Genomic DNA, 26138 nt, shown 5'->3' on the forward strand with positions numbered 1-26138 from the left:
TTTTTAATGTAGTTTCACCTTGATTCCAGTCGGTGAATATTATATATAATCTTTAGATTTTCTAACTTAAATTTCTTCTAACTGGCTTTCGATTTGTTCGCGTTTGTGTTCTAAGAAGTCAGGTAATGCGAGTTTGCTGCCTAGATCTTTAACATCTGTGTCGACCGTAAAACCAGGTGCTTCTGTTGCGAATTCATATAAAATTTTGTTGTTACGATAGTAGATAGATTTAAAGAAATAACGGTCAATAATACCTGAAGTACTGCCAGGCAATTGTTCTAATTTATCTAATAATGTTTCTAAAGCTTCATCAGTTGGTACACTCACTGCAATATGATGTACATAACCACGTCCAGGTTTTACACTTTGACCTTGTTCTTCAACTAAGACAAAGTCTGTATAACGTCCACTAGGATTTAATGTATAGACATTATCATCGCCAAAGTGTGCGTGATAACCTAATGTGTTGGTTAGAAAGTCGATAGTAGGTTGTAAATTGCGTAAATGTAATTCTACAGGTCCCATTCCTAAAATTTGAAATTCTTGAGGTACATCTGTATAAGGATTCGCATGCCAAGCGTTAGGAACTGCGTTGTCGCCATTGACCATGAGTATTAGTTTTAAGCCGTCAGGATCTTCAAAAGCTAATGCTTGTTGTCTAAGGTATGTGATAGCTTCTGTTTCAACTTGATTCTCGTTCAGACGTTCTTTGAAATAACCTAATGCTGCTTCATTAGGTACGAGTAATACTAATCGTTCAATACTATTGGTACCTGAATGATGTTTTCCTAACATTTTCATTTCAAAGAAAGTTAACAAAGTACCTGGTGCACCTGTTTCATCCCCATAGAATAAGTGGTACATCGATGGATTATCTTGGTTCACAGATTTTTCAATTAGGCGTAAACCTAAGACTTCTGTATAAAATTGTTTATTTTCACGCGCATCTTTTGTGTACATTGAGATATGATGATGTCCTGTAATCAGCGTCACACTATCCCTCCTATCTATCTAGTATACTTTTTATACCTATATCATAACCGTTCCATTAACATAAAGAAAGTTTTATGTTTCTTTGTATAAATTTACCCCAACTTTTGACAAAACACGCAAACCTTAAGTTTTTGCTTTGAGGATAATCGCGTTATCGGGCATAATAGAAGCAAATACCTAAGAGAAATAGATGGGGTGAAACGATGAACTTGGTGAAAATATCGCTGCTGATTGCGTTAATGTGCTTGTTAGCATTGATTGAAATGATAGTCGCATCAACCATAGGACTAAACTATATCGTGGCTGTACTCATCACGATAGTTATGGTGGTATGCATCGTATTAATCATACTCGAGATATTTAAAGGTAGAAGGAAACAATAGATAGCTAAAGAGGAGCCTGATCCAGCCAGTTTGCGTATGCATCCGTCTAGATCAGGTTATTTTTTATGGGAAAATAGCGAAAACACTCGTACATGTAACAGTGTTATGTTACATTATGATTAGGAGGATAATTATGAAAGAACAATTAATCAGCAAAAAAGACTTATTAACAGAATGTGGCATTACTTACGGCCAATTGTATCGTTGGAAACGTAAACACTTAATTCCAGATGAATGGTTCATTCGTAAATCTACTTTTACAGGTCAAGAAACGTTCTTACCTAAAGCCAAAGTCATTAAAAGAATCGAAGATATTCAACGTTATAAACATGACTATGTCTTAGATGATATGGTCAAAATGTTCGCAGATGACGGTTATGAACCAGAAATTGAATACAAAGATAATGACACTTTGATTCAATCATGGGCAGGTTTCTTTTATCGCGAAGTCGGTAAAGTCTTGTTAGAACAATATCCGCAAGATCAAGCGGTTTATGTGGGTACTATTTTAGATGAAGTAGTAACACGCAGTATTGTCTCAATGGAAGAAGCACAAGATTTACAGGCGTTTTTACTAGAATATAGTGAAAATGATAAAGAAGCAGAATTATATATCTGCCGTAAATTCGGAATCACGTTTTATTTGCTGGTTGAACAAAATACGCCGATTAAAATCGATGATAGTGTAAGAGTCTTAGAAACAATTAACATCCAAAACCTATTTAAGAAAGAAGTGTAAACATCATGAGTCAGTCCATCAAAGGCATGGGTAAGAAGCAATTAGAAGACAGTGAATATGACGCGATTACTTTATTGGGAGAAGTTCAATTTCCATTTGAAACCAGTGTTAATAACATTAAAATGACGGGTGAAATTACCGCATCAGACCAAGTCAATGTAAACAAAATCAAACTGATAGGTAATTTCACTGGTCGTAAAAATGTACATGTAACAACAGCTTCTATTATCGGTGAAGTTGAAGTAGAAGAAGATTTAACATTTGAATTACTTAAAGTGACAGGAACTGTTGATGTCAAAGGTCATTTAAACGGTAAAAGATTAAAACTTCTCGGGGTACTTGAAACAGAAGGTAATTGCGAAATAGATGAACTTGAAATCGATGGTCAAGTTAAAGTCGAAGGAATGTTGAATGCAGATACTGTTGACGTACATGTGCGACAAGATAGTTATGTTCGCGAAATTGGGGGCAATGTGATTCACATACGCAAACACGATGGAGAAAAGAAGAAGTTTAAATTTATAACTGTCATGACTTCTCAGTCAGATTCTGCATACTTAACTGCTGAGGTTATTGAAGGGGATCGTATAGAAGTCGACCGTGTTAAAGCGAAAGTCATTCGTGGAGATCATATTATCTTACACGAAGATGTGGAAGTTGAAACGATTGAATATACAAAGACCTTAGAATGCGCTCAAGCAGCACAAATCGGTAAAATTACGAAACTATAAATTGTATTTTTAGACGTATTTTCTCTTAAAATATCAGAATAATTAGATTGTTGTTACTATTGTTTTAATTTTGTGCTAAAATTAATCTTTATTCTTAAGCTAATCGTTGAAAAACGGTTAGTTTTTTATATACAGGGGGGAATATTATGGGATTTTCTGCTGAACCAATTTTAATTTGGTTCGTCATTGGTTATGGGGTATTGATGGTTGCATTAGGTTTTGTGTATTCAAAGAAAGTAGAGAGTAATGAGGACTTTATTCTCGCAGGTAAAACACTCGGGCCAGTCGTATTAATGGGGACATTACTTGCGACATGGGTCGGTAGTGGTTCTGTCACAGGCGGTCAAAACTCGCTGGCTTATAGTTTTGGATTATGGCCGGCAGTCGGTTATGCGATTCCGAGTATCATCGGAATAGGGACAATTTTTATTATTAGTTCGAAGGTCAGAAACTATGGAAAATATACTGTAGCTGAGATATTAGAGATGAAATATGGAAAGGTCGCAAGTTACTTTGCGGCAGTCATTATCATTTTGGCGTTTGTAGGGATTGTCTCGTATCAATATCAAGGACTTGGCTATGTATTACATGTTTCAACAGGTATTTCAGTAGAACTCGGCACTATTATTGCGGCAGTGATTATTATTTTACTTGCGACTATGGGCGGTTTGATGTCAGTCGCACCAACAGATGCGTTAAGTGCATTCTTAATTACAATTGCGTTGATTATCGCAGTACCTGTCGCAATTGCGGTCGGTGGCGGCTGGGATACTATTTTGTCGAATGTACCGAAAACACATTTGAAACCAATGGGAACATTAACTTTTGTTCAAATTTTAGGTTTCTATATTCCAATGTTGTTCTTACTGTTAGGTGATCAGAATATTTATCAACGACTGGCGTCATCTCGTGATAATAAAGTGACACGTATCGGTACGATTGGGTGGATTGTCGGTTTATTAATCGTGACACCACTTATTTCATTGCTCGCATTTATTTCTCGTTCGATTTTCCCAAAAATTGAACCAGGAATGGCTTTGATTGCGTTAACGAGTCAATTGCCGATTGTGATTGGCGGTGTGCTCATTGCAGCACTTACTGCGTTTATTACTACTACAGGAAATTCATATTTATTATCTGCTGCGACAAGTGTCATTTATGACTTGTTCGGGGATAACTTTAAGTATAAGCATGAAAATAAGATGTTATTGATGACAAGAATTCTTGTACCGATTTTAGGTGTGATCGCATTCTTATTAACAATGTACTTCCCATCAGTGTTATCTGTTCAAATGTACGCTTATACCGTATACGGTGCAGGAATTACACCGGCATTATTAGCAGTGTTTATTTATCCGAAAGTCACGAAAGCAGGAGGTCTTGCTTCAATGGCAGTCGGTTTAGTAACAACACTGACTTGGGAACTTGGTTTTGTTCAAAGTACAGGTATTAACTCTGCGTTAATTTCTGTGCCGCTGGCGATTATTGTGTTAGTAGTTGTGACATTATTTACTTCTAAAGGAGGCAACCAACGTGAACTTGAAACAACGTCTTGATGCGTTTAGAGAAACGATGAAACAACAAGACATCGATTTAAGTATTGTAATGAATTTTGAGAATCAAATGTATTTTACTGGCTTTAAAGCTGTCATTTATTCGCGTCCGATTATTTTATTTATTTCCCAGGAAAACATTGAAGTAATTGCGCCGAAACTAGAAGAAGCGCATTTCAGAGATAAAACGGGTATTCAAGATATCTATACGTATACTGAAATTCCAGTCACAGATGATGTTCCGACGCATTATCAAACAGTCTTTAATGACTTATTAGAAAAATATCAAAATGTCTCAACGATTGGGATTGAAACAGGCTTCTTACCCACACAATTTTATTTAGATATTGTGAGTCATAACTTTAAAGTGAAAGATATCGGTCAAGCATTAGTAGAACAACGAACTTATAAATATGAAGATGAACAACAAGCTATTAGAGAGAGTGGAGAAATTGTCAGTCAAGCCGTGGCGCAAACGATTGAACATGCGAAAGCAGGTTTGACTGAAATGGATATCGATAACTTTGGAAACAGTTATTTATTCGACACGATTTCTCAAAACTATCCAGATGCGGAATTTGGATTTTTTGTAATGTCACCTTCAGGTATCAAACGTTCTACAATGCCACATACATTCTCTAATACGAAACAAATTCAACAAGGTGATGTGATTGTACATAGCCGTCAATTAGAGTTGAATGGATATCGTGCAGAATGTGAACGAACTTTCTTTGTTGGCGAGCCTACTGATGAACAGCGCCATGCATTTGAAGCGATGGTTGAAGCGCATAAAGCTGCGTTAGACTTTATTGAAGTGGGTGTAACCGCAAATGCGGTCGATCAAGTCGCAAGAACAATTCTTGAAGCGGAAGGTTATGGTGACTATATCAGCCATAGAACAGGTCATGGTATAGGTATTGGACAACATGAAGAACCCTCATTGCGCTTTGATAATGAGCTAGAGTTAAAAGAAGGCATGGTCTTTTGTGTAGAACCAGGTATTTATATTCCAGGCGTCGGCGGCTTCAGACATTCTGATACGGTTATCTTGAAAAAAGAAGGAACAGAAGTTGTCACAAACTATCCGCATGACTTAGAAGATTTGATTAAATAAACAATGCATAATTAAAAACCTGTGCTATCGTGTGATGGCACAGGTTTTTCAAGTTTCAATGATTATTTGCTTCGTTCTCGTAATAATAGACCAAGTAATGAAAATGAAAAGACCGCAAAGACAATGTTCATAATAGATAATACTTCAATAATGACGATGTCTTTACCTAAACGTTCAAACGCTCTGTTTTGAAGTTCTTGGTCTGTTGTGAAGCTGTCTTCACTAATACGTGGGTCTTCAGTTAAATCTTCTTTCATTCTTTGTTTTACAAAAGGCATTGTAACATCCTCCTTTGTTAGTAGTTACATTCCCTTTTGATAACCAGACAAAACTTTACTTATTGAATCGCTTCTTTATTTAATGCACGGTAACTGATCCAGCTGCTGATAAGACCGATAATTAAAATAGCTGTCGCAAATAACAATGCTGCATTATAATTGCCGGAATCTCCAATAAGATAGCCTGACACAAACGGCGCAATCATTTGGCCGATACTGTAAATAACAGTTAATGTAGCGATAAAGTTAGACTTACCGCCAGTCTGAAGCATCAACATTTGTCCTTTAGACATGAAGAGTGTCGTCAAACCTAAGAACGTACTACCGAAGATTAGTGAGCTGATAATTAAACTGACAATATGATGTGAAAACACTGGTAAAGCGACACTGATGATTTGTAGACCAAATGCCATATAAGTTGCTTTACTATAATCCATTTTCTCCGCAATCATTGACCATACTACTGTAGAAGGGATAGCCCCTAAGCCGACAAACATCCAACTGAGTGCTGCATATTCAGAGAAAGCAGGTATTGATTTAATGATTGCGACTAAGAAAGTTCCGGTAATAATATAGCCAGCTCCTTCACAGAAATAAGCAATAGAGAACCAGCGCATAAATGTTTTGTTGAGACGGAAGGGTATCTTAGAAGTCGCTTTATGATGCGCTTCAACATTAATATCTGGGTTTTCTCGCATAAAGAAAATAACCAATAAACTTAACGCTAATGAAAAGAGCCCAAGGATAATCCAAGTCATTTTCCATGAGTTGAGGTCTGTGTAGAAGAAGACAAAAATACTGCTTGAAAAGAGTCCGATACCAACAGCGCTATAGAGTAAACCTGAAATACCTTCTTTATGTGCTTGTCTTAATGCTTCTAATACGACGTTAGAGGCTAAGACAAAGACTGTTCCGCTTGTGAGTCCTGCGATTAAACGCAATATGGACCATAAAATGAAATTTGAGGTAAACCCCATAAAAATTGTAGAAAGCACGTTTAATACTAAATAAATTTTCACATCGACGACTTTACTTTTAATAATCCAAAACATCGGAATAATCGCACCGATTAAATAACCGAGATAATTAATCGTCGCAAGTAAGCCAGCCCCTTTACCATCCATATGTTCAGCTTGCTGCATAAACGGTAAGATAGGTGTATAGGCAAATCGACCGATGGCCATTACAATAAATAATGATGCCATCCCGAGTAATAACTGACGATGTGCGTGTTGTGACATGGCATTCACCCCTGAAATTTGATAGATGACCTCATTATACGCCTCAATATACTTTAATAATAATGATGATTCTTGATGTTTAACATAAGTAAAAGTTATCGTGCTTATAAAAAAATAGACCACTTTCTATTGAAAGCAGTCTATCTATAGTTAAAGTAGGGTTGTTAATCCAGTTTATTATTTCTTGTCTTCTTTTTTATCGTCTTTGTTATCTTTCTTATCTCCGCCTAATTGATCTTTAGCGAATTCTTTACCTTTTTCAATATACTCATCTTTATGTTCGTTTAAGTGATCTTGACCTTTTTTCTTAATATCATCAAAGTTCATAATCAAATTCCTCCTTAAAAATTAAGTACAGTTATGTGTTACCCCACGTATAGAACGTGAAACATATTAAGCGTAATTCTTTTTTAATTATCGTACACTGCCTAATTTTATTATAGATTTTAAGCTTATAGCATTTAAAATTCTTCTTTAAAGGTAATTACATTATTAAGTATTAAAGGAGGAGACAGATTATGGATTATACAACACTTGGTAATTCAGGATTAGTCGTTTCGAAATATGCGTTAGGTTCTGTTCCATTCTCCGCAACGAATGGTTTTGAAAATGCGGGTGGTGTAACAGAGAAAGAAGCGGCATACTTTATAGACTATGCTTTAGAGCAAGGTATTAACCAATTTGATACAGCAAACCTTTATGCGAAAGGTGATGCAGAAATTGCGTTAGGAAAAGCAATCAGACATCACAGAGATGAAATGGTCATCAGTACCAAAACAGGGTTCCCATATAACGATATCGCAAATAATGTCGGTGCATCTCGTTTAAATATAGAGCGTTCGATCGACCATTCTTTAAAACGTTTAGGTACAGATTACGTTGATTTATATTACATTCATACATGGGATGGACAAGTTCCGGTAGAAGAAACAATTCAAACGATGAATGATTTAATTCGTAAAGGAAAAATTCGTTATTGGGGTGTATCTAACTATAGTGGTTGGAATTTAGCCAAGACCTATACACTGGCGGTAGAAAATAATATGGCACCGCCGATTGCGCAACAAATCTATTACACGCCTGAATCAAGAGAAGCGGAATATGAATTGTTGCCTGCAGGTACAGAATTAGGTGTCGGCAACAGTATCTGGTCGCCTTTAGGTGAAGGATTACTTACAGGTAAGATTACCCGTGATAAAAAAGGCGAGCCCAATACCCGTCAAGGTGATGGATGGGCTGAGCCTTATGTAAAAGATCATGAGTTGTTCTATCGTTTAATTGAACTTGTACAAGAAATAGCACACGCACACAATGCGACAGTGCCACAAGTGATTTTAGCTTGGTTGAGAGAACGTCCAAACGTGGATTCAATTGTCTTAGCTGCACGTAATCAAGCACAACTGAAAGAGAATATCGCATCTTATAATCTGAAACTTACAAAAGAAGAACATCAAATGATTACGGATTTAACACAGCCACAACCGATTTATCCACTATGGCATCGTGCGATGAATTCAGCTGCACGTGGTTCTGAAGCTGAAAAAGTATATTTAGAAGAATATAACCGTTTAATGAATCATAGCGATACGTTACTTTAAATCAGTGAAGTACTGTAATTTAAAAAAGAATTTTAAGAAACAAACATTTATATTTATTGAAAATGTAAAAGATGTTGAAGATTTTAAGTAGACTATGGACGTATAACTCATGTATTAGTATACTAATGATAATTGTAAGCTTATAAAATTTTTAACAATACTAAAGAGATAGGGGAGGGTTTTATATGATCAAACGAACAGGTGAACATGTCTTAACATGGATTGGTGTCGGAATCGGTGCGTTAATCGTATTATTTGTGGCTTTAATGGTTCCATTAATGCAAAGTGATGACTTTGTAGCAGGTATGCAGCAAAGTGATGCCAGCTTAACGTATGAAGAAATCTCACAAGTAGCTTCAGGTATGCAAGTACTCGGTACTTTCGTATTAGTGGCTAATGTAATTGCGGTGATTTTAGCTATTGTTGGCGGAATCTTTATCAGCAAGAAAGCTAAAGCAGCAGCTATCTTATTATTAATCGCAGGTATCGTGGCATTACTATGTAACTGGATTTCAGCGATTCTTTGGATTATCGCATCTATCATGTTATTCAGCAGAAAACCAAAAGCAGCTTCATTAACTCAAGATGGTTACTATAACTATGATAAAGCGAATGAATTCGCACAAGAACGTTCACATGAACGTACAAGAGAAGAAGATCCATATAAATACTAATTCAATCAATATTTAAGCCGTCTCATACAGAGGCGGCTTATTTTCATTTAAAATGAAATTATTGATTCTAATACCATAAATTTTTCTCAAAGCGCAGAATGAAAACGACTAAGAAGATGAAGATAGTGTGACCTATCATCCAAACAATATAATCAATCCAGTGAAATTGGTAGATTGGGTTAATAGACCAAGTAATAAGTGAAGGATAGATAACGGCGAATAATACGATAATAATTAGAATACCTGCTGGATAGACGTAAGAGTCCCGGATGGCTTGAAAGACGACATATATCATTGTGGTAAAGACAATATGTAAGATGAATTTAAGCCCAAAGCTCACATCAAAAAAGCCTGGCACGAAATCCACATTTAATAATAAACTTGCGAGATGATGGGTATAAAATAAATCGGTCAGGCTGAATAAGCCGAATAAAAAGACAGATAAAATTAAAATGGACATTGCGTGGTACAGTACTTTCATAAATGACGCCATCCTTTATTAAGAGGTAAGTTTTATTGAGCGTATCATACTTTTAGTAGATTTAGAAAAGTTAAAGTGAGATTAACGTCAGTAATATGAATGTTTATTAGGTGACATATGACTTAAAAAATTGGCAACCTATTAAACATGTGGCAACGCTGGAAGTAAGGAATACATACACAGACTTCCAGTTGCACGACACACATTGGCTTTGAATATGATATAGTAACGTTAATTATTTACACCTACCGATAATTAGAAAAAGAAGTGAAGTAATCTGTACAGCGCAAGTCCTAAAACAACTAATAGAACGATGAGTCTGGGTTTGGTAAAGAGTACACTTCTCTTTGGTTTTTCCTCTTTATCAGGATCATAGTTTCTCAATTCTTCTTCTATTTCCTGATTAATCTCATCTAGACTTTTATCTTTCTCTGTGGTCATTGCTGAAAGCCTCCTGTAAATTGTTAAGATTATCTATACAATAAACCATAAGGTTGAAGCAATGCAAAACTATTACTTTTTGGAGGTCATCATGTATACATTAGAAACGATTGCACAAATCTTAGATACAGAACTATTTGATGCACAAGGAAAGGAACAAAATTCTATTGATGATTTTGAATATCAAATGCTGCATGTTAAGTCAGAATCAACCGCATTCATCTCTATCAGTGAAGCATCATGGAAACAATATTTAAAGAAATCAAAAGTGATGAAAGATGGTAATGCGCAAATCCCAAAAGATGTTTCAAAGATTGGTTTGATTATTACTGAAACCTATGTAGAAGATTTAGCACATCAAATTCCGCAAATTGTAGTGAGAAATGCGATTAAAGCTATGAAAATATTAGCCTTACATATTCGAAAACATTATCATAATCCAGTCATTGCGTTGACAGGCTCCATGGGTAAAAGCTCGACACGCTTAATGTTAAGTGCGGCATTACAACCTTATAAAGTCCAACAAAATAGAGGGAACAGTAATACACGTAGTGCCATTTATTTGCATATGTGTAAATTAGCGTCTAATCCAGATATTGCGGTTTTCGAAACGTCTTTAAATGCGTTAAATAATCGTGGAAATATGGCTGAAGTATTGAAACCGCAAATTGCGATTGTCACAGGAATCGGCTCTGCACATCTATCCACTATTGGTTCAACGGAAGAAATTGTAGCTTTCAAATCAAGGATTTTTGCGGGATTAAATCAAGACGGTATCGCGATTTATAATGGTGACACACTCCATCAAAATGAGCTGAAACAAGCTGCATCAATTCATACTAAACATGTATTTCGTTATAGTACTGAAGATAATTCGGCAGACATTTATACGACACAAATCAAACCTGTGAAAAAAGCAGTAGAAGTGACAACGAATGATGGTTATCAATTTGAAGTGCCTTCTGTCAGTAAGGGCATGGTTGAGAATGCTTTGGCAGTATTATTAACGTTGAAACATTTGAAAGTTGATGTAAAGCAACACTTGAAACAGTTAGCGCAAACTCAACTTTTTAAGAAGGTCTTAGAATTCAGACCTGTGAAAAGTCTGCATGAAGAAGCTACGGTACTTGATGATACGCATAATGCTTCTTTGCCTGCAATGTTGAATGCGATTGATGCGTTTAATTCACAAGCGCCATTCTTTAAAGGACATAAAATTATTGCGTTAGGTCAAATCAGTGATTTAGGTGAGCAGACTGACCGCGTGCATGCTGAATTAGTGCCTGCCTTAGAACAGTCTGAAGCGGATTATATTTTATGTATGGATCAACCATTACGTAAAGTAGTGAATAAAGTTAAAGGTAAATATATTACGTGGTATCACAATAAAGATTTAATGTTGAAAGATTTATGTTATTTGATTAATCAAGATGCTTTAGTGTTGATGAAATCTTCTGTAACTCAAACAGAGTTTCCCAAAGTCGCAAGTCAGCTTCAAAATGCTTTACTGCATTATGAGAGAAGTGGGGACGAAGAGAAGCATTTTGAAGCGGCTGCTAGCCAAGGGCGCGCATATCTTATTTATAATTTAGAAACTGATCAGATTGAAACGCAATCTAATCGTTATGGTTCAGCCACAATAGAAGGTTTGACACCGATTATTTACTACCTAGATGCAAAACAACGAGAAGTTCAAAATTATACGGTTACTCTCAAACAATGGCCTACAAACAATGACACTTACTATGAAGGTATGCAGCTTTCGTGGAGGGATCTAGTAGAAGCCATGAATGACACACCACATCCATCGTTAGTCTATCAATTAGCACATGAACTGTATCCAACGCATCAAGCAAGAAAAAGACATGTGCAAGAATTGGTTAAACAATTAAAAATGTCTGATTCTGTAGCGATTAACTTAACAGGGCGTTTCAGAATGAAAGAGCGTCAAACGTTCAGTGTAGATGACTTACTCGCCTTATTAAAATATGGACAAAACCAATTATTTGAGAATGATAAAGGTGGAATAGTCATTGGTGAATACGGTCGTCATGGCATTTTAAAAGATGGTAAGCAAGTTATTATTTTCACAGGATTTGAAAGTGAAGATGAAGCAAAATCATATTTATCAAGAAAAGTCTGAGGTTAATTTTGTCTGGGGTTAGCCTTAGACTTTTTATTTTATTCTCAAAATGGATTTTGAATTAAAATGTGATTTATGACAAAACTATATTAGTTTTAAAATAATCGGTAGGTAATTTATAAAAAAGATGAGTTCTATATAAATATAAATCTAACCAATTGCATGGGATTAATCAAACTTGGACAAAATGTGTCTGAAAAATAAAAAAATTGTCAAATTAATGCAAAATTGTTTATTTATTGCTCACTTGTGTAATATAATAGGGTAAGGCCTTACAAAAATAAGTAGGAGGGATTTCTTGAACAATCAAGACTTTTTCAACAAACGCAATCGTTATTCAATTCGTAAAATCACTGTAGGGGCTGCCTCAGTTATTGTAGGGGCAACATTATTTGCGAATGCGAATGACGCACAAGCCGCTGAAAATACTACAAGCGGTGAGACAACGAACGTCACTACAACTACAGAGTCAACACCACAAGAACAAACTCCGACAACTGACACAAAAACACAAAGCACAACGACAACTGAAACAACAGCTACACAAGATCAAACACCAGCTCAAGATACATCAGCAACAAATACAACTGATGCGAAAGCAGAGCAAACTGTAGCAGGGGAACAAGCATCAACTGATTCTACCCAACAGTCGACAGAAACAACTGCACCAAAAGCAGATGCACCAGCAACTACAGAAACAAAAACACCAACAACTGAAACAACTGCAGATACAACTGCGACTGAGCAAAATGCAACAGCTAAAGAACAAGCACCAAAAATTGATGCTCAAACAACAACAGATACAAATACAGCAAACACAACTACGACTGAGCCGAAAACAACTGAAACAAATACTGACCAAACAGTTGATAAGCAAACATCAACAACAAATACATCAGCACAACAAGAATCACAATCAACTCAAGATGCTCAACCAACACAGGAAAATGCATTGAATGCTTCAACACCTGTTGCGCCAGTTGAAGCTCCAACAACAGGCACAAATGAAACAACAACAACTGGTGATACAGCTGCACAAAATGCAACAGCACCAGCTAATGAAACAACAACACAACAAGCGCAATCTGTTGAACCACAACAAGATGCACAAACAACTGCACAAGCACCAGTATCAGATGCTGAACAACCAGCATATGATCCAAATGCAGCGCAATTATCTGATGCAAACGCTACTACAGCAGCAACAGTAGGTGACACTTCAAATACAGCTGATCCAGCAGATTTGAATAAATCAGTACAAGATTACTCAAATCAAAAAGATAGTTCTGAAGTACTTGCAGCACCAACAAATACAACTGCAACACGTTCAACTGAACAACCTACACAAGAAGGAGCTGCACAAACATTTGCACTAGCGCAAGCAGCACCGACTGGCAACAATGTTGATGGAGATGTAACAGCTTCAAATATTCAAATCGGTCCAAACTCAATTCAAGCGAACGATAGTGAATCAACATATATGTCAGCTGATTTAGCAATTGCTGACAGTGTTCAAGCTGGAGACTACTTCAATGTTCAATTCCCAGAGTACTTGAACTACTACGGAAACAGTACACCAAGCAGTTCTAAAATTCCTGACTTGATGAATGGTACTGAAGTAGTTGCAACAGGCGCATTTAATCCTGATTCAAACTCATTAACATACACATTCTCTGATTATGTTAATAATCATGATAATGTAACAGGTCATTTTGAAATCCCATTATATGCGGATAGACAAGCTGCTCCAACAGACGGCACATACCCAGTAGAAACAAATGTAGCTGGTGAAACATACAGTACTGATATTGATATCAATTACAGAACTTCAGATTCACCATACCCATCAAACGTAGATAGCTTTATCACTACAACTGATAGAAACACTGGTGAATATAGACAAATTGTATATGTAAACCCACAAGGTAAACAATCGTATAATGCGACAGTGAACTTATACAATTATTGGCCAGATACAGCTGACGGCACACCAGCTCAAAGTTCAGCACAATTAAATCCAGATGTGACAAACTTCAAGATTTACGAAGTGAGAAATGGTGAACAACTGAACCCAAGTTTCTACGTAGATGAAAACAATCCGAACTTGGTAGACGTTACAAATAATCCAGATGCGATTTACAACTTCAACCCACAATATTCAGTAGATGAAAATGGTGGAGAAGTTCTATCACTAGATTTCCAAGACTTAACTTCAAACGGAAGTCGCTATATTATTGTTTTAGATAGCGTGGCTCAAGACGGTTCACGTGAACAAATCAAAACAAGATCAGAAATGATTTCAGATGCGACAAATGATGGCCAAGGTCATACTTACTACACATGGGATAACTACAACGTTTACAATAGTGGTTCTGGTGAAGCAGACGGTGACGATACAGACGCCGATGCTGACGCGGACGCAGATGCCGATGCCGACGCAGACGCTGATGCCGACGCTGATGCTGATGCCGATGCTGATGCTGATGCCGACGCAGATTCAGATGCAGACGCCGATGCCGATGCTGACGCAGATGCTGATGCTGATGCCGACGCAGACGCCGATGCCGATGCCGACGCCGACGCCGATGCCGATGCTGATGCTGATGCCGACGCAGACGCAGATGCCGATGCAGACGCAGACGCAGACGCCGACGCCGACGCCGATGCCGATGCTGATGCTGATGCCGACGCAGACGCGGATGCCGATGCTGATGCCGACGCAGACGCAGATGCTGATGCCGACGCAGATGCCGACGCAGATTCAGATGCAGACGCAGATGCCGACGCAGACGCGGATGCCGACGCTGACGCAGATGCTGACGCCGACGCCGATGCAGACGCTGACGCCGACGCGGATGCCGACGCAGACGCAGATGCTGATGCCGACGCGGATGCTGACGCTGACGCAGACGCAGATGCCGATGCTGATGCCGATGCCGATGCTGATGCCGATGCCGATGCTGATGCCGACGCCGATGCTGATGCCGATGCCGACGCAGACGCGGATGCCGACGCCGATGCTGATGCCGATGCCGACGCCGATGCTGATGCTGATGCCGACGCAGATGCCGACGCAGATTCAGATGCAGACGCAGATGCCGACGCAGACGCGGATGCCGACGCTGACGCAGATGCTGACGCCGACGCCGATGCAGACGCCGACGCCGACGCGGATGCCGACGCAGACGCGGATGCCGACGCGGATGCTGACGCTGACGCAGACGCAGATGCCGATGCTGATGCCGATGCCGATGCTGATGCCGATGCTGATGCTGATGCTGATGCCGACGCCGACGCAGATTCAGATTACCCTGTTGAACCAAATGAACCAGGTAATCCAGATGAACCAGGACACCCTGGCACTCCAGAACAAGGTACTACACAAGGTTCAAATGGTGAACAACCAGCACAAGCTGAAGGTCATGGCGATAAAGAATTACCTGACACAGGTGAAGAGAATAATAATAAAGAAGCTACATTATTCGGTGGCTTATTCGCAGCACTAGGTTCTGCATTATTATTCGGACGCCGTAAGAAAAATAAAGAACAATAATTCTATTTAAATAGTGGGCTGGACTTTGTTCCGGCCCATTTATACATACTGAATGAGAAGGGGTTTGGACATGACAATTAACAACGAGATTGAACAAATTTTACAAAAAGCAGATCAACAGCTATTAGGTAAAGATTATGTGTTTGTTAGTTTAGGTAATCCCAATATGAAAGCTTCTGTAAAATTGATTAAGCAGTCACGTAATCTTAAAAGAGATATTACGAAACAATATGAACAGTTTAAAAAGAAAGCTGGTAAGTATCCTAAGTGGGTTAAAATTGATTTTGTTTATCGTACGAAAGAAGTTGTCTTTGAAGATGTTAAAAGAGATTTAGAAGAGACACGTCGAAACTATATTGATTACGGAATTGCTTATGATAAGAATTGGAATTTAACTTTCATGGCAGAAGAAATTAATATTAATGCCTTTGTCAGACCGACTAAAGATAAAAAGTCTTTCTTCTTATCTGAGGATAATATCAATAACTATTTGAAGAAATATACAAAACATAAACAGTTCTATAGACATCAAGATTATATGGGTAAGCCGATTAAAAAGTTTTATACAAAGGGTTACTTTATTGAAAATCATGAGGTTTATGAATTAGCCGCAGAGGGTCGTGAAAAAGGATTACGTCATGTTGAAGATTTGTCACAAGAAATTGATAAAATGTTGGAAACTTCGACAGATTATCTTGCGAATGAATTACAACCAAGCGGTCAATTTATCTATGGTTATTTTCCACACTTCGATAAGAAAATCAGTTTCTATAATAATTTGAGACATGCTTCTTCAACTTATGCGCTAATGGAAGGATTACATTACTTAAACAAAGATATCACTATAGCTGAAAAAGCGATTGATTACTTAATCGACAATTGCTTATACAAGCAAGGAGAAGTCGCACATATATTTGATGACACTAAAAATATTAATGAAATTAAACTAGGTCAAAATGCGGCATTTGTTTTTGCGATTTGTGAGTATCTAAAAATAAAACCAGGTAACCAGAAGTATTTAGAAGCTGCACAACAAGTGGCAGAAGGTATGGTTTCAATGATTGACAGTGAAACAGCTGAAACTGTACATGTCTTACAATATCCTAGTCTAGAAGTTAAAGAAAAGTTCCGTGTGATTTATTATGATGGTGAAGCTGCGTTAGGATTATTACGACTTTATCAAGTTGATCAGAATGAAAAATGGTTAGAAACAGTACGTCATATGTTTGAACGATTCATTTCACAAAGTTACTGGAAGAACCATGATCATTGGTTAGGTTATTGTACGAATGAATTAATCCAAATTGCGCCTGAAGCGAAATATATAGAATTTGGAATTAGAAATGTTTCTAGTTATTTAGACTACATTAAGAATCGTATTACAACTTTCCCAACATTCATGGAGATGTTGATGGCAACGTATCATATTGTACGTAAAGCCAGAGAAAAAGGTTTTGGGGAAATCGTAAATCGATTGATTAACGTAGATGATTTAATGACAACGATTCATAAACGTGCAGATTATCAGCGTACAGGATACTTCTATCCAGAACTTGCGATGTACTTTAAAAATCCACAACGTATTCTTGGTTCGTTCTTTATCAAACACCATGGTTATCGTGTACGCATTGATGATATCGAACACTATATTTCTGGTTACGTCCAATACCAAAAAGTCTTTAAATAATGACATATAAAACAGGCCATGAACAAAATTACGAGTTCATGGCCTGTTTTATTATGAAAATAATTCATCCACTGTAACTTTAAACTGTTTAGCGATTTTAAAAGCTAAGCTTAAAGAAGGATCATACTTATTATTTTCAATCGCATTAATCGTTTGTCTCGAAACATTGACACTTTTACTTAGTGCTTCTTGAGACATCCCATTTTGTTTGCGATACAATTTTATTTTGTTTTTCATAACTCTCACCCTTTGTAGGTGTATTTTCTCATCACTCTATGTCTATTATGAATACTTTCGTTTAACGATTACATAATTATAAACTAAACTTCCCATTATAATAACTAAAAAGACAGCTTCAGGATATTTCGAGATAAAACTATGTGCACTGACTAAACCAAGCGTACGATTTAGAAAGGCGAATGTAATGAGAAGAATAGTAATGATAAAAGTCTTTGCGAGTACTTCTAAAATAATTTTAGTTTGACGTTCGTCATAATGAGACTCAGTTTGAACATCTACTGCTTCTGAAGGCATATAATTTTTTAAGAAGCCTCTCCAAGCAAATGCGAAAGCAACTAAGGTTACAATAGGGATGATAATTTTAAGTAATATCATGATGTCCCTCCTGAAATGTAAAGTTTATTTGACATTTTTAGAATACTGCTACGCTTAAATAATGTCAAGTATGTTTTACATTTCGTATAAAAAAACAGAGCCGAATGGCCCTGTTTTAAATTCCTAAATGTTCTTTAAATGTGTGTCCTGTATAGTTTTTTCGGTAAAGTCCGCGTTTTTGTAATTCTGGAACAATCAAATTCACAAAATCATCTAAGCTATCCGGCAAGGTAGGAGGCATTAAGTTGAAACCATCTGCCACACCTTCTTTGAACCAATGTTCCATTTCATCCACAATTTCCACAGGTGTTCCAATCAATGTTAAATGACCACCACCTGCATTTAAATATCCCAATAACTCTCGTACAGTGGGGTCTGTATCTCTGATAATCTCAAGGACTGTTTCATAACGACCTACAGGCCCAGTAAATTCAGAGACAGGAGGTAAGTCTGGGACTTTGTCATCTAAATCCCAATTATGACAATCTTGTTGGACAAAGAAACTGAGTTGATTTAGCGCTGTTTCAATCGGTAGTTGATTATCAAGCGCCGCTTTTTTCTCTAAAGCTGCTTCATGGGTTTCTGCGACATAAGTCACCAGACCTGGGAAGACTTTAAGGTTGCGGTCAGTCTGACCGGTACGTTTGATTTCATCATCTAAGCGTTGTCTGAACTGTTTTGCTTGTTTGATATTCCAAGAAACAGAGTAAACTGCATCTGCATATTTAACTGCGAGTGCCACGCCTTGTTTAGATGCGCCAGCCTGCATTGCGACGGGTTTACCTTGTGGACTTGCGGGTGTAGATAAAGGGCCGCGAACTTGGAAGTGTTCTCCTTGATGATTGAAAGGTTCTATTGCTTTTGAATCAATCAGTTGATTGTGTTTACGATCGTGTTTAAAATCATTGGTTTGCCATGACTCGAAGAGATGATTCATGACTTCCGCAAATTCATCTGCTTTTTGGTATCGTGCTGTATGGTCAGGCAGACCTTCCATACTGTGATTTTGTGCTTCAATATCCGTCATAGATGTGACTAAATTCCAACCGACACGACCGCCAGTGATATGGTCCAAACTTAATAGCTGACGTGCAGCCGTATAAGGGTTAGAAAATGTGCTGGAAATCGTTGAGACTAACCCGACATGTTTTGTGACCTGCGAAATTGCAGTTAAATTGACAATAGGGTCAAACCAGAACGCAGGCATCGTGGTGTCATTATTTGCGGGGAAGGATTGGTTATCCGCGAAAAACACCGCGTCAAAATAGCCGCGTTCTGCGATTTGAGCTAAATCTTGATAATACTCGATGGTGCCGATACGTTCGACACTTGAATCAGGCATCAGCCATGCGGCTTGATGATGGCCGCATCCATATAATAAAACGCCAATGTGCAGTTGTTTTTCTTTCTGCGTAGGCATGTTATTCACCTCGTGTTTAATATTGTTACTTAGTTCATTGTTAATCCGCCGTCAACAGTGATGTTTTGGCCTGTAATACCGTCTGCTTGTTCTGAAACAAGATAAGCCACCATGTTTGCGACATCTTGCGGTGTTGTCACCTTACGTAGTGGTGTACTTTGCGCAATCAAGTCAAAGACTTCAGGTGTAGTAACTGAGCTAGCGTCCGTTGTTTTAAGTAATCCGCCTGAAACAACATTCGCATTAATACCATATTGGCCAAGCTCTGCTGCAATGTTACGTGTGAAACCAATTAATGCAGCTTTCGCTGTTGTATATTCATGATAAGGAACAACAGGATTTTGGTATAAATTTGTGCCGATAGATACAACACTGCCACGTTGATTTTCAATAAATTGAGGTACCACACTTTGTACAACGTTGAATGCAGCTTTTAATGTGCCATCGATTTGATTTTGATAATCTGACCAGTCCATATCTTTAAATGATTTTTGTGTTGTCGGATCAAATTTGAAACCGATCAATGCGTTGTTCACTACACCATCAATACGACCGAATGTTTCTGTTCCTTCTTTGACTAAACGTTCTACTGCATCACGGTCAGTAACGTCTGCTTGAATTGCGACAGCACGGTTATTATCAATTTCTTGAGCCAATGCTTCGGCAGCTTCCTTACTTTGGTTGTAGTTAATAATAACGTTAAAACCTTGTTCGCCTAATGTACGGCTGATTACAGCACCTAAGCCACGTCCGCCGCCTGTTACTAAAATTGTTCTTGCCATTTAAATCGCCCCTTTAGTTAAATTAAGACATAAAAAAACACACAACCTATCTAGAGCTGTGCGTATCAGAGCGAGTTGAAAGTATAGACTCAGACATTCTTAGCCATACTTTCTTAGTTATGTACTCACACTTTCCTACGCTAGTTTCAGCTAGATCAGGTTCAAAGGGTCTGAAGCCATGCTTCATCTCAGTTATAAAACGCCCCTAGTGCATTTATATTTGTCATTAACCTTAATCTATCGACTTTCTAGAAGTAAGTCAAGGAAGGGCAATGAGAAAGGATTTAGTGAAAAAATAACAGCATACATGTTATGATAAACAAGAATACAAATAACAGGGTCTCCCTACAGAATTGGAGTGAGTTATATGTTCTGGTTAGGTATGTCATTCCCTTTATTAGCCATTATTTTCATTGTCTTCTCTGTGCGTGAAGAAAAGAAACGTAAATTGAAAAAACAAGAAAAAGAAGCTAGATGGGAAGCACAAAAACAACAAGAAGCGAAAGCTAAAGAAGAACAAGCGGCTAAAACTCAAGAAACTGAAAATCAACAACCACAAGATGTTAAAGCACTTGAACAACAACAAGAACATCGAGAAGTAACAGCTGAAGAAGAAGCACAACGTGTTGAAGCAAAAGCAGCCGCGAATGCACCACACGAAGAAGATAAACCTTCTTCATAATTGAATCATGATGAATTGAAAGCTGACCGAAAGTATAACCGGTCAGCTTTTTCATTACGTTTCTATTTACTTCAAATACACAACGATACTAAATTTTCCCGACTAATGATTCAGAAATAGGCTATACTATATAAAATAAGAAAATTCAGATAATTAATAGTAGGAAAGAGGAATGTGTATGACAGAAAATACAAAGGAAAATTCAAAAGATTCATCTTCAAAATTCCAGTTAAAAACACCTCATACGTATGCATTGTTAATGATGATTATCGCCATTGCTTGCGTCTTGACGTATATTATTCCAGCAGGGGAATATAAACGCGTAGATAAAGGGGGACAAACGTTAGTAGTCCCAGGTTCATATCATAGTATTGAACAACACGGGGTGTCATTTTTAGATTTATTCCGTGCAGTACCTGAAGGTTTACTGACAGGAGGAGAAATTGTCTTTTATATCTTTTTAGTCGGTGGTGCCTTCGGTATTGTACATAGAACAGGCGCATTTGAAAATGGGATTAACCAAGCGATTAAAACATTAGGTTCTTCGCGCATCTTAATGATTCCATTAACTATGATTGTGTTCTCTATTTTAGGCTTTTCAATTGGTTTAGCAGAAGAAACCATTATCTTTGTGCCGATCGGTGTAATCATTGCGAGAACCCTAGGTTATGATGCGATGACAGGAGCCGCGATGGTGATTTTAGGTGCTGCAAGTGGATTTATTGGAGGTATGTTGAATCCATTTACAGTCGGTGTTGCGCAAACCGTTGCTGAACTTCCTATGTTCTCAGGTTGGGGGTTACGTTCCATCATTTATATATTCATTCTAGCCGCAGCAATCGGGTCGGTAATGTTTTATGCTAGAAAAGTGAAACGTAATCCAAAGAAAAGTGTCGTTTATGCTTTAGAACAAGAAGAAGGTCAAAGTCATAAAGCTATAGAATATGAACGCTTTACCAAACGTCAGGCCTTCGCATTAAGTATTATTGCGTTAACTATTGTGTTTAACGTCTATGGTATCTTTCGTTATGAATGGTCTTTTAATCAAATGAGCGCAAACTTTGTTTTAGCAGGTTTGCTTGCAGGGTTTGTCAGTGACTTAGGTATGAATGGTACCTTTGATGCTTTTATTGAAGGAATGAAAGACATTTTATTTGGCGCAATGATTGTTGGTTTTGCGAAAGGCATTGTCGTTATTTTAGAACAAGGTAAAATTATTGATTCTATTATTCATGGAATGACTACACTACTCAATGATGTCCCATCGTCTATTGTGATTATTGTGATGTTTATCTTCCAGTTTTTCCTTAACTTCTTCATTCCATCTGGTTCAGGACAAGCCTTGACTACAATGCCTTTGATGGTGCCGATTTCAGACTTGCTAGATATTAATCGTCAACTTACAGTGCTTGCTTTCCAATATGGTGATTCCATCAGCAATGTGCTGTTTCCGACTTCTGCCATTTTAATGGGTGCACTCGCAGTTGCGAAAATTTCATACGTACAGTGGTTGAAATTCGCTTGGAAATTGATTCTGCTGTGGGTTATTATTTGTGCGATTGCCATGTCCATCGCATTGCTTGTCGGCTATTAGGGAATACTAACTCTGTTCAAAGTTAAAACATGAGGAGGAAGTGTCCTTGAATCAACACGAGAAAGAGAAATTATGGCGTGAATATAAATATGAAGTCATGTGGCATAGCCAAGCACACTATAACCAAATCAGATCAGTCATGAAAGATAATGTAGAAGGTGAGGTATTACAACGCTTGATTGATGAAGCATTAGCCCTCCCTCCGTCTAAAGGTGCCGTCATCAATACGTTTGATCATATGTGGGGCTATTTTAAGAAAGAAGCGGATGATACTGAAAAAAATCGACACCAAACATTGAAAGCGGACTTCGAATCAGAGAAAACAACATCTGATGAACTCTTGTCATTTATCTATACACTTGCGACTAAATATCAAAGTAAGTACTTATTAAATTCTTCAATTTTGAAGAATGCATGACAGAAAATCAGAAGTATTAAAAAATTTGAGGAAAGTGGTAGGTTATTAAATGACTTTTATCTGATTTTCGCTTAACATGTAACACAAGTTTCAAATTAAATCAGATTTGGTTAACTGAATAACTTAACTTATTATTAAAATTTCAAATAGAGGGTAATTGACTCTAGTAGGAATAATGACAGCAAGGTGTGAAATGTTATGGAACAATTAATAAATGATGATTACGAATACTGCAGAAAGATAATGGAAGAGTACTCAAAGACCTTCTCTTATGCGTTTAATAGTCTGCCTGAACAAGAGCGTAAAGCAGTTTGGGCGATTTATGCAGTATGTCGTATGATAGATGACAGTATAGATGAATATGAAGATCCAAAACGCTTAGATGCGATTCGTGAAGATTTAGAACACATCTACGATGGAGATTCTGAAAATGTGAACTTTAATAGTAACGCATCTGTGATGCGCGCGTTTCGTCATACACTAAAATCTTATCCTGTTCCATTACATGCCTTTAAAACATTAATGGATTACGTGGAAAGCGATTTGACTATGACAGCATTAGAAACAGATGAAGAGCTAGATGCCTATTGTTACGGCGTGGCAGGTACGATTGGTGAATTACTGACACCTGTACTTGCTTATGAACAATATTATGAGACAGCAGATAAAGTGGGGATTGAACTCGGTAAAGCCCTACAAATCACAAATATTTTACGTGATGTCGGTGAAGACTTTGAAAACAACCGTATCTATTTAAGCGCAAATCGCTTAAAAGAATATAATGTTGATTTAAAAGCGGTATATGAAAAGGGTGTGACGCAAAACTATATTGATTTGTGGGAAAGTTACGCCAAAGATGCGGATGCTATGTATCATAATGCATTAAGTCATTTAGATTACTTCCACGAAGATGCACGCCCCATTATTGAAGTTGCAGCTCAAGCGTATCGTGAAATCCTTGAAGTTGTACGTAAAAAGAATTATTCATTGCACCAACGTGCATATGTCAGTCGCTTGAAAAAAGGTCAAATTTACCGTCGTGTCATGAAATCATACAAATAACTTTAAACTTAAAACAATAAACTATAAACAAAACCAGCATGTGATGTTTCAAACAGGCATGCTGGTTTTGTCATGTTTATAGCTTAATTAAATTCTACATATTGCGGTCCATCTTCTGAATCGCTATTCATTAATTTAATAGATCTTGGAATAGCTCTAATGACACAAAGTTTAGGGTCTTCTTTAGAATCAAAGAACGATTTATCTTGTTCGTCCCAAATCCAATCTAATACATCTGGATCTTCAGTGACTTCTAAGTCTGCATAGATTTCTAAGAAACTATGGTTTTTCGTATCATCATAGCCTAATAAAATATGCGCAACAGGATTTTGTTCGATTTCTTCAATCTTTACTGAGTCTGTACTAGTTTTCGTATATAAATCAAATTCTTGGTCATAGAAAATCATATATCGGCTATCTGGCTTATTGTCATAGGAAGTTGAAAGTACACCAATACGTGATGCTTTCATAATATCTTTAATCTTTTTTAAGACAACTTGTCTATCCATAGTATTCACCTCTTTTTTTATATTTACCCGTATGCGTTGGCAATAAAAGTTGTGTCAGGTATAACTCATCCTTTATGCATATTGTAAATGTCGCTATAATGAAGATGAAAAAAGAAGGAGGCATCATGGGATGGTACGAAAAATTGTGATTGCACCAGATTCATTTAAAGAAACTTTAACAGCGGCTGAAGCGGCACAAGCCATAGAATTAGGACTACAGGAAGTCTTGCCTGAAACGGTCATCTATGACAAAGTACCGATGGCTGATGGCGGTGAAGGGACGATGCAGTCGCTCCATGATGCCTTAGGCGGAACCATGAAACCTGTAAAAGCGACAGACGCTTTAGGCCGAATTATTGATGCACAATATTCATATGTTGAACAAAGTAAAACGGCTATTATTGAACTCGCAGAAGCTTCTAGTTTAGAAGCAATCGAACTCAAACATCGTAATCCGCTTGTGACTTCTACATACGGTACAGGGCAATTGATTTTAAGCGCACTAAATCAAGGTGCACAAAAAATTATCCTCGGTATTGGCGGAAGTGCGACCAATGATGGCGGAACAGGTATGATGAAAGCACTTGGCGTAAAATTCCTTGATGAGAAAGGTGACAACTTACCTGAAGGTGGTGCCGCTCTAATCAACCTTGCGCAAATTAATATTTCTAATTTAGACAAACGGCTGAAAAACGTAACTTTTGAAGTAGTCTGTGATGTTGATAACCCATTACTTGGACCCACAGGTGCTACTCATACGTACGCTAAACAAAAAGGCGCTTCACCAAAAGATATTGAACAACTCGAACAAGCTTTAACACATTATAATCATGTGTTAACAGAAACTTTTCAACATGATTATTCAAATGTACCAGGTGCGGGGGCTGCAGGTGGTACAGGTATTGCGTTAGTTGCTTTTTTAGATGCAGAACTTTCTCGAGGTATCGATATTGTTTTACATGAAACACAGTTAAAAGCACGTCTGAAAGATGCTGATATTTGTATTACCGGTGAAGGTAAAATCGATCGACAGACAATTTATGGGAAAACGCCGATTGGTGTTGCGAAAACAGCTCAACAATTTAACATACCTGTTATTGCGTTATGCGGCGTAACTGGAGAAGGCTATGAAGCTGTTAAAACACATGGGATTGATCACGTCTTCAGTGTGACTGGCCTAGATGACAGACCACCAAACGACCATGCTTCAATCAGTAAAGCAGAAGCACTTGCACATCCATTTCGTTATTTAAAAGCACTCGCACAAGATGCGGCACATAGATTAGAATTAGGGAAGAACGTCTAAATAGTTAGACGTTCTCAGACCGTAGACAAACTACCGTTATAACTTGAAAAAGTGTAACGGTAGTTTATTTTTTTTATGAAATTTTCGAAAATATGTATAAAAATCTTTATAATAGAAGTCCTCACGGACTCTTATGTAAGC

General features: G+C 37.5%; 25 protein-coding genes and 1 riboswitch. Of the genes, 14 read left to right on the plus strand and 11 right to left on the minus strand.

Translation table 11 applies throughout. From position 1 onward, the window contains the following. Nucleotides 1-66: 66 nt before the first annotated feature. Nucleotides 67-960: a VOC family protein gene (locus KRR19_RS07550; RefSeq protein WP_037556234.1), complete on the minus strand. Its 894-nt coding sequence runs from the start codon at nt 958-960 to the stop codon at nt 67-69. Nucleotides 961-1509: 549 nt separating this feature from the next. On the opposite strand from KRR19_RS07550, the gene KRR19_RS07555 reads away from it, so the two are divergent. From KRR19_RS07555 to KRR19_RS07570, 4 genes are all read left to right on the plus strand, one after another. Next, on the plus strand, nt 1510-2115 hold the full coding sequence (locus KRR19_RS07555) for a DUF4004 family protein (RefSeq protein WP_002480135.1): 606 nt from the start codon (nt 1510-1512) through the stop codon (nt 2113-2115). Between the two features lie 5 nt (nt 2116-2120). Then, nucleotides 2121-2846: a hypothetical protein gene (locus tag KRR19_RS07560; protein WP_002480134.1), complete on the plus strand. Its 726-nt coding sequence runs from the start codon at nt 2121-2123 to the stop codon at nt 2844-2846. 146 nt (nt 2847-2992) lie between these two features. Then, nucleotides 2993-4402 carry a sodium:solute symporter family protein gene (locus KRR19_RS07565; protein WP_002480133.1) on the plus strand — a complete coding sequence of 470 codons (1410 nt, stop codon included), beginning with the start codon at nt 2993-2995 and terminating at the stop codon, nt 4400-4402. Next, nucleotides 4380-5513, plus strand: a complete 1134-nt coding sequence (locus KRR19_RS07570) for a M24 family metallopeptidase (RefSeq protein ID WP_002480132.1) — start codon at nt 4380-4382, stop codon at nt 5511-5513. The genes KRR19_RS07565 and KRR19_RS07570 overlap by 23 nt, the downstream gene beginning before the upstream one ends. Before the next feature lie 62 nt (nt 5514-5575). On the opposite strand, the gene KRR19_RS07575 is transcribed toward KRR19_RS07570, so the two are convergent. The 3 genes from KRR19_RS07575 to KRR19_RS07585 form a co-directional block, all read right to left on the minus strand. Beyond that, a complete protein-coding gene (locus KRR19_RS07575) occupies nt 5576-5791 on the minus strand; it encodes a hypothetical protein (RefSeq protein WP_002480131.1) in 216 nt (71 codons plus the stop codon). Nucleotides 5792-5850: 59 nt separating this feature from the next. Continuing rightward, nucleotides 5851-7032: a YbfB/YjiJ family MFS transporter gene (locus KRR19_RS07580; protein WP_002480130.1), complete on the minus strand. Its 1182-nt coding sequence runs from the start codon at nt 7030-7032 to the stop codon at nt 5851-5853. 177 nt (nt 7033-7209) lie between these two features. Next, the gene (locus KRR19_RS07585) at nt 7210-7359 is read right to left on the minus strand and encodes a hypothetical protein (RefSeq protein ID WP_002480129.1); all 150 of its coding nucleotides are present in this window, start codon (nt 7357-7359) and stop codon (nt 7210-7212) included. Between the two features lie 191 nt (nt 7360-7550). On the opposite strand from KRR19_RS07585, the gene KRR19_RS07590 reads away from it, so the two are divergent. After that, nucleotides 7551-8630 carry an aldo/keto reductase gene (locus KRR19_RS07590; protein WP_070462834.1) on the plus strand — a complete coding sequence of 360 codons (1080 nt, stop codon included), beginning with the start codon at nt 7551-7553 and terminating at the stop codon, nt 8628-8630. 185 nt (nt 8631-8815) lie between these two features. Beyond that, nucleotides 8816-9304 carry a DUF4064 domain-containing protein gene (locus tag KRR19_RS07595; RefSeq protein ID WP_002480127.1) on the plus strand — a complete coding sequence of 163 codons (489 nt, stop codon included), beginning with the start codon at nt 8816-8818 and terminating at the stop codon, nt 9302-9304. A 67-nt stretch (nt 9305-9371) separates the two neighbouring features. Here KRR19_RS07595 and KRR19_RS07600 read toward each other — a convergent pair whose 3' ends face one another. Together KRR19_RS07600 and KRR19_RS07605 are read right to left on the minus strand one after the other, a co-directional pair. After that, nucleotides 9372-9785 (minus strand): hypothetical protein, encoded by a 414-nt coding sequence (locus KRR19_RS07600; RefSeq protein WP_002480126.1) that lies wholly within the window; start codon nt 9783-9785, stop codon nt 9372-9374. Between the two features lie 255 nt (nt 9786-10040). Continuing rightward, nucleotides 10041-10226, minus strand: coding sequence for a hypothetical protein (locus tag KRR19_RS07605; RefSeq protein ID WP_002480125.1), 186 nt, complete (start codon nt 10224-10226; stop codon nt 10041-10043). 91 nt (nt 10227-10317) lie between these two features. Between KRR19_RS07605 and KRR19_RS07610 the strand changes: the two genes are divergently transcribed. The 3 genes from KRR19_RS07610 to KRR19_RS07620 all read left to right on the plus strand — a co-directional run bounded on the left by KRR19_RS07610 (nt 10318) and on the right by KRR19_RS07620 (nt 17609). Then, a complete protein-coding gene (locus KRR19_RS07610; RefSeq protein ID WP_216733571.1) occupies nt 10318-12369 on the plus strand; it encodes a Mur ligase family protein in 2052 nt (683 codons plus the stop codon). A gap of 298 nt (nt 12370-12667) precedes the next feature. Next, on the plus strand, nt 12668-15922 hold the full coding sequence (locus KRR19_RS12325) for a fibrinogen-binding adhesin SdrG C-terminal domain-containing protein (protein WP_216733572.1): 3255 nt from the start codon (nt 12668-12670) through the stop codon (nt 15920-15922). Between the two features lie 70 nt (nt 15923-15992). Then, on the plus strand, nt 15993-17609 hold the full coding sequence (locus KRR19_RS07620; protein WP_107540265.1) for a poly(glycerol-phosphate) alpha-glucosyltransferase: 1617 nt from the start codon (nt 15993-15995) through the stop codon (nt 17607-17609). Between the two features lie 51 nt (nt 17610-17660). On the opposite strand, the gene KRR19_RS07625 is transcribed toward KRR19_RS07620, so the two are convergent. The 4 genes from KRR19_RS07625 to KRR19_RS07640 all read right to left on the minus strand — a co-directional run bounded on the left by KRR19_RS07625 (nt 17661) and on the right by KRR19_RS07640 (nt 20426). Continuing rightward, the gene (locus KRR19_RS07625; RefSeq protein ID WP_002480121.1) at nt 17661-17846 is read right to left on the minus strand and encodes a helix-turn-helix transcriptional regulator; all 186 of its coding nucleotides are present in this window, start codon (nt 17844-17846) and stop codon (nt 17661-17663) included. Nucleotides 17847-17891: 45 nt separating this feature from the next. Then, nucleotides 17892-18224 carry a hypothetical protein gene (locus KRR19_RS07630; protein ID WP_002480120.1) on the minus strand — a complete coding sequence of 111 codons (333 nt, stop codon included), beginning with the start codon at nt 18222-18224 and terminating at the stop codon, nt 17892-17894. Nucleotides 18225-18339: 115 nt separating this feature from the next. Beyond that, nucleotides 18340-19644: an LLM class flavin-dependent oxidoreductase gene (locus KRR19_RS07635; RefSeq protein ID WP_070684424.1), complete on the minus strand. Its 1305-nt coding sequence runs from the start codon at nt 19642-19644 to the stop codon at nt 18340-18342. A gap of 29 nt (nt 19645-19673) precedes the next feature. Further along, nucleotides 19674-20426 (minus strand): 3-oxoacyl-ACP reductase, encoded by a 753-nt coding sequence (locus KRR19_RS07640; RefSeq protein ID WP_002480118.1) that lies wholly within the window; start codon nt 20424-20426, stop codon nt 19674-19676. Between the two features lie 115 nt (nt 20427-20541). Further along, nucleotides 20542-20643, minus strand: a riboswitch (TPP riboswitch). Nucleotides 20644-20793: 150 nt separating this feature from the next. On the opposite strand from KRR19_RS07640, the gene KRR19_RS07645 reads away from it, so the two are divergent. The 4 genes from KRR19_RS07645 (at nt 20794) to KRR19_RS07660 (ending at nt 24182) form a co-directional block, all read left to right on the plus strand. Continuing rightward, the gene (locus KRR19_RS07645) at nt 20794-21108 is read left to right on the plus strand and encodes a hypothetical protein (RefSeq protein ID WP_002480117.1); all 315 of its coding nucleotides are present in this window, start codon (nt 20794-20796) and stop codon (nt 21106-21108) included. A 178-nt stretch (nt 21109-21286) separates the two neighbouring features. After that, nucleotides 21287-22702 carry a YfcC family protein gene (locus tag KRR19_RS07650; RefSeq protein ID WP_002480116.1) on the plus strand — a complete coding sequence of 472 codons (1416 nt, stop codon included), beginning with the start codon at nt 21287-21289 and terminating at the stop codon, nt 22700-22702. 40 nt (nt 22703-22742) lie between these two features. After that, nucleotides 22743-23120 (plus strand): YbgA family protein, encoded by a 378-nt coding sequence (locus KRR19_RS07655; RefSeq protein ID WP_372510742.1) that lies wholly within the window; start codon nt 22743-22745, stop codon nt 23118-23120. A gap of 198 nt (nt 23121-23318) precedes the next feature. Continuing rightward, nucleotides 23319-24182 (plus strand): phytoene/squalene synthase family protein, encoded by an 864-nt coding sequence (locus tag KRR19_RS07660; RefSeq protein WP_002480114.1) that lies wholly within the window; start codon nt 23319-23321, stop codon nt 24180-24182. Between the two features lie 83 nt (nt 24183-24265). Here KRR19_RS07660 and KRR19_RS07665 read toward each other — a convergent pair whose 3' ends face one another. Beyond that, on the minus strand, nt 24266-24691 hold the full coding sequence (locus KRR19_RS07665; protein ID WP_023014741.1) for a pyridoxamine 5'-phosphate oxidase family protein: 426 nt from the start codon (nt 24689-24691) through the stop codon (nt 24266-24268). Nucleotides 24692-24821: 130 nt separating this feature from the next. On the opposite strand from KRR19_RS07665, the gene KRR19_RS07670 reads away from it, so the two are divergent. After that, nucleotides 24822-25997 carry a glycerate kinase gene (locus KRR19_RS07670; RefSeq protein WP_002480112.1) on the plus strand — a complete coding sequence of 392 codons (1176 nt, stop codon included), beginning with the start codon at nt 24822-24824 and terminating at the stop codon, nt 25995-25997. Nucleotides 25998-26138: the final 141 nt, after the last annotated feature.

Source organism: Staphylococcus sp. CWZ226 (assembly GCF_018986355.1).
Taxonomy (GTDB): Bacteria; Bacillota; Bacilli; order Staphylococcales; family Staphylococcaceae; genus Staphylococcus; species Staphylococcus simulans.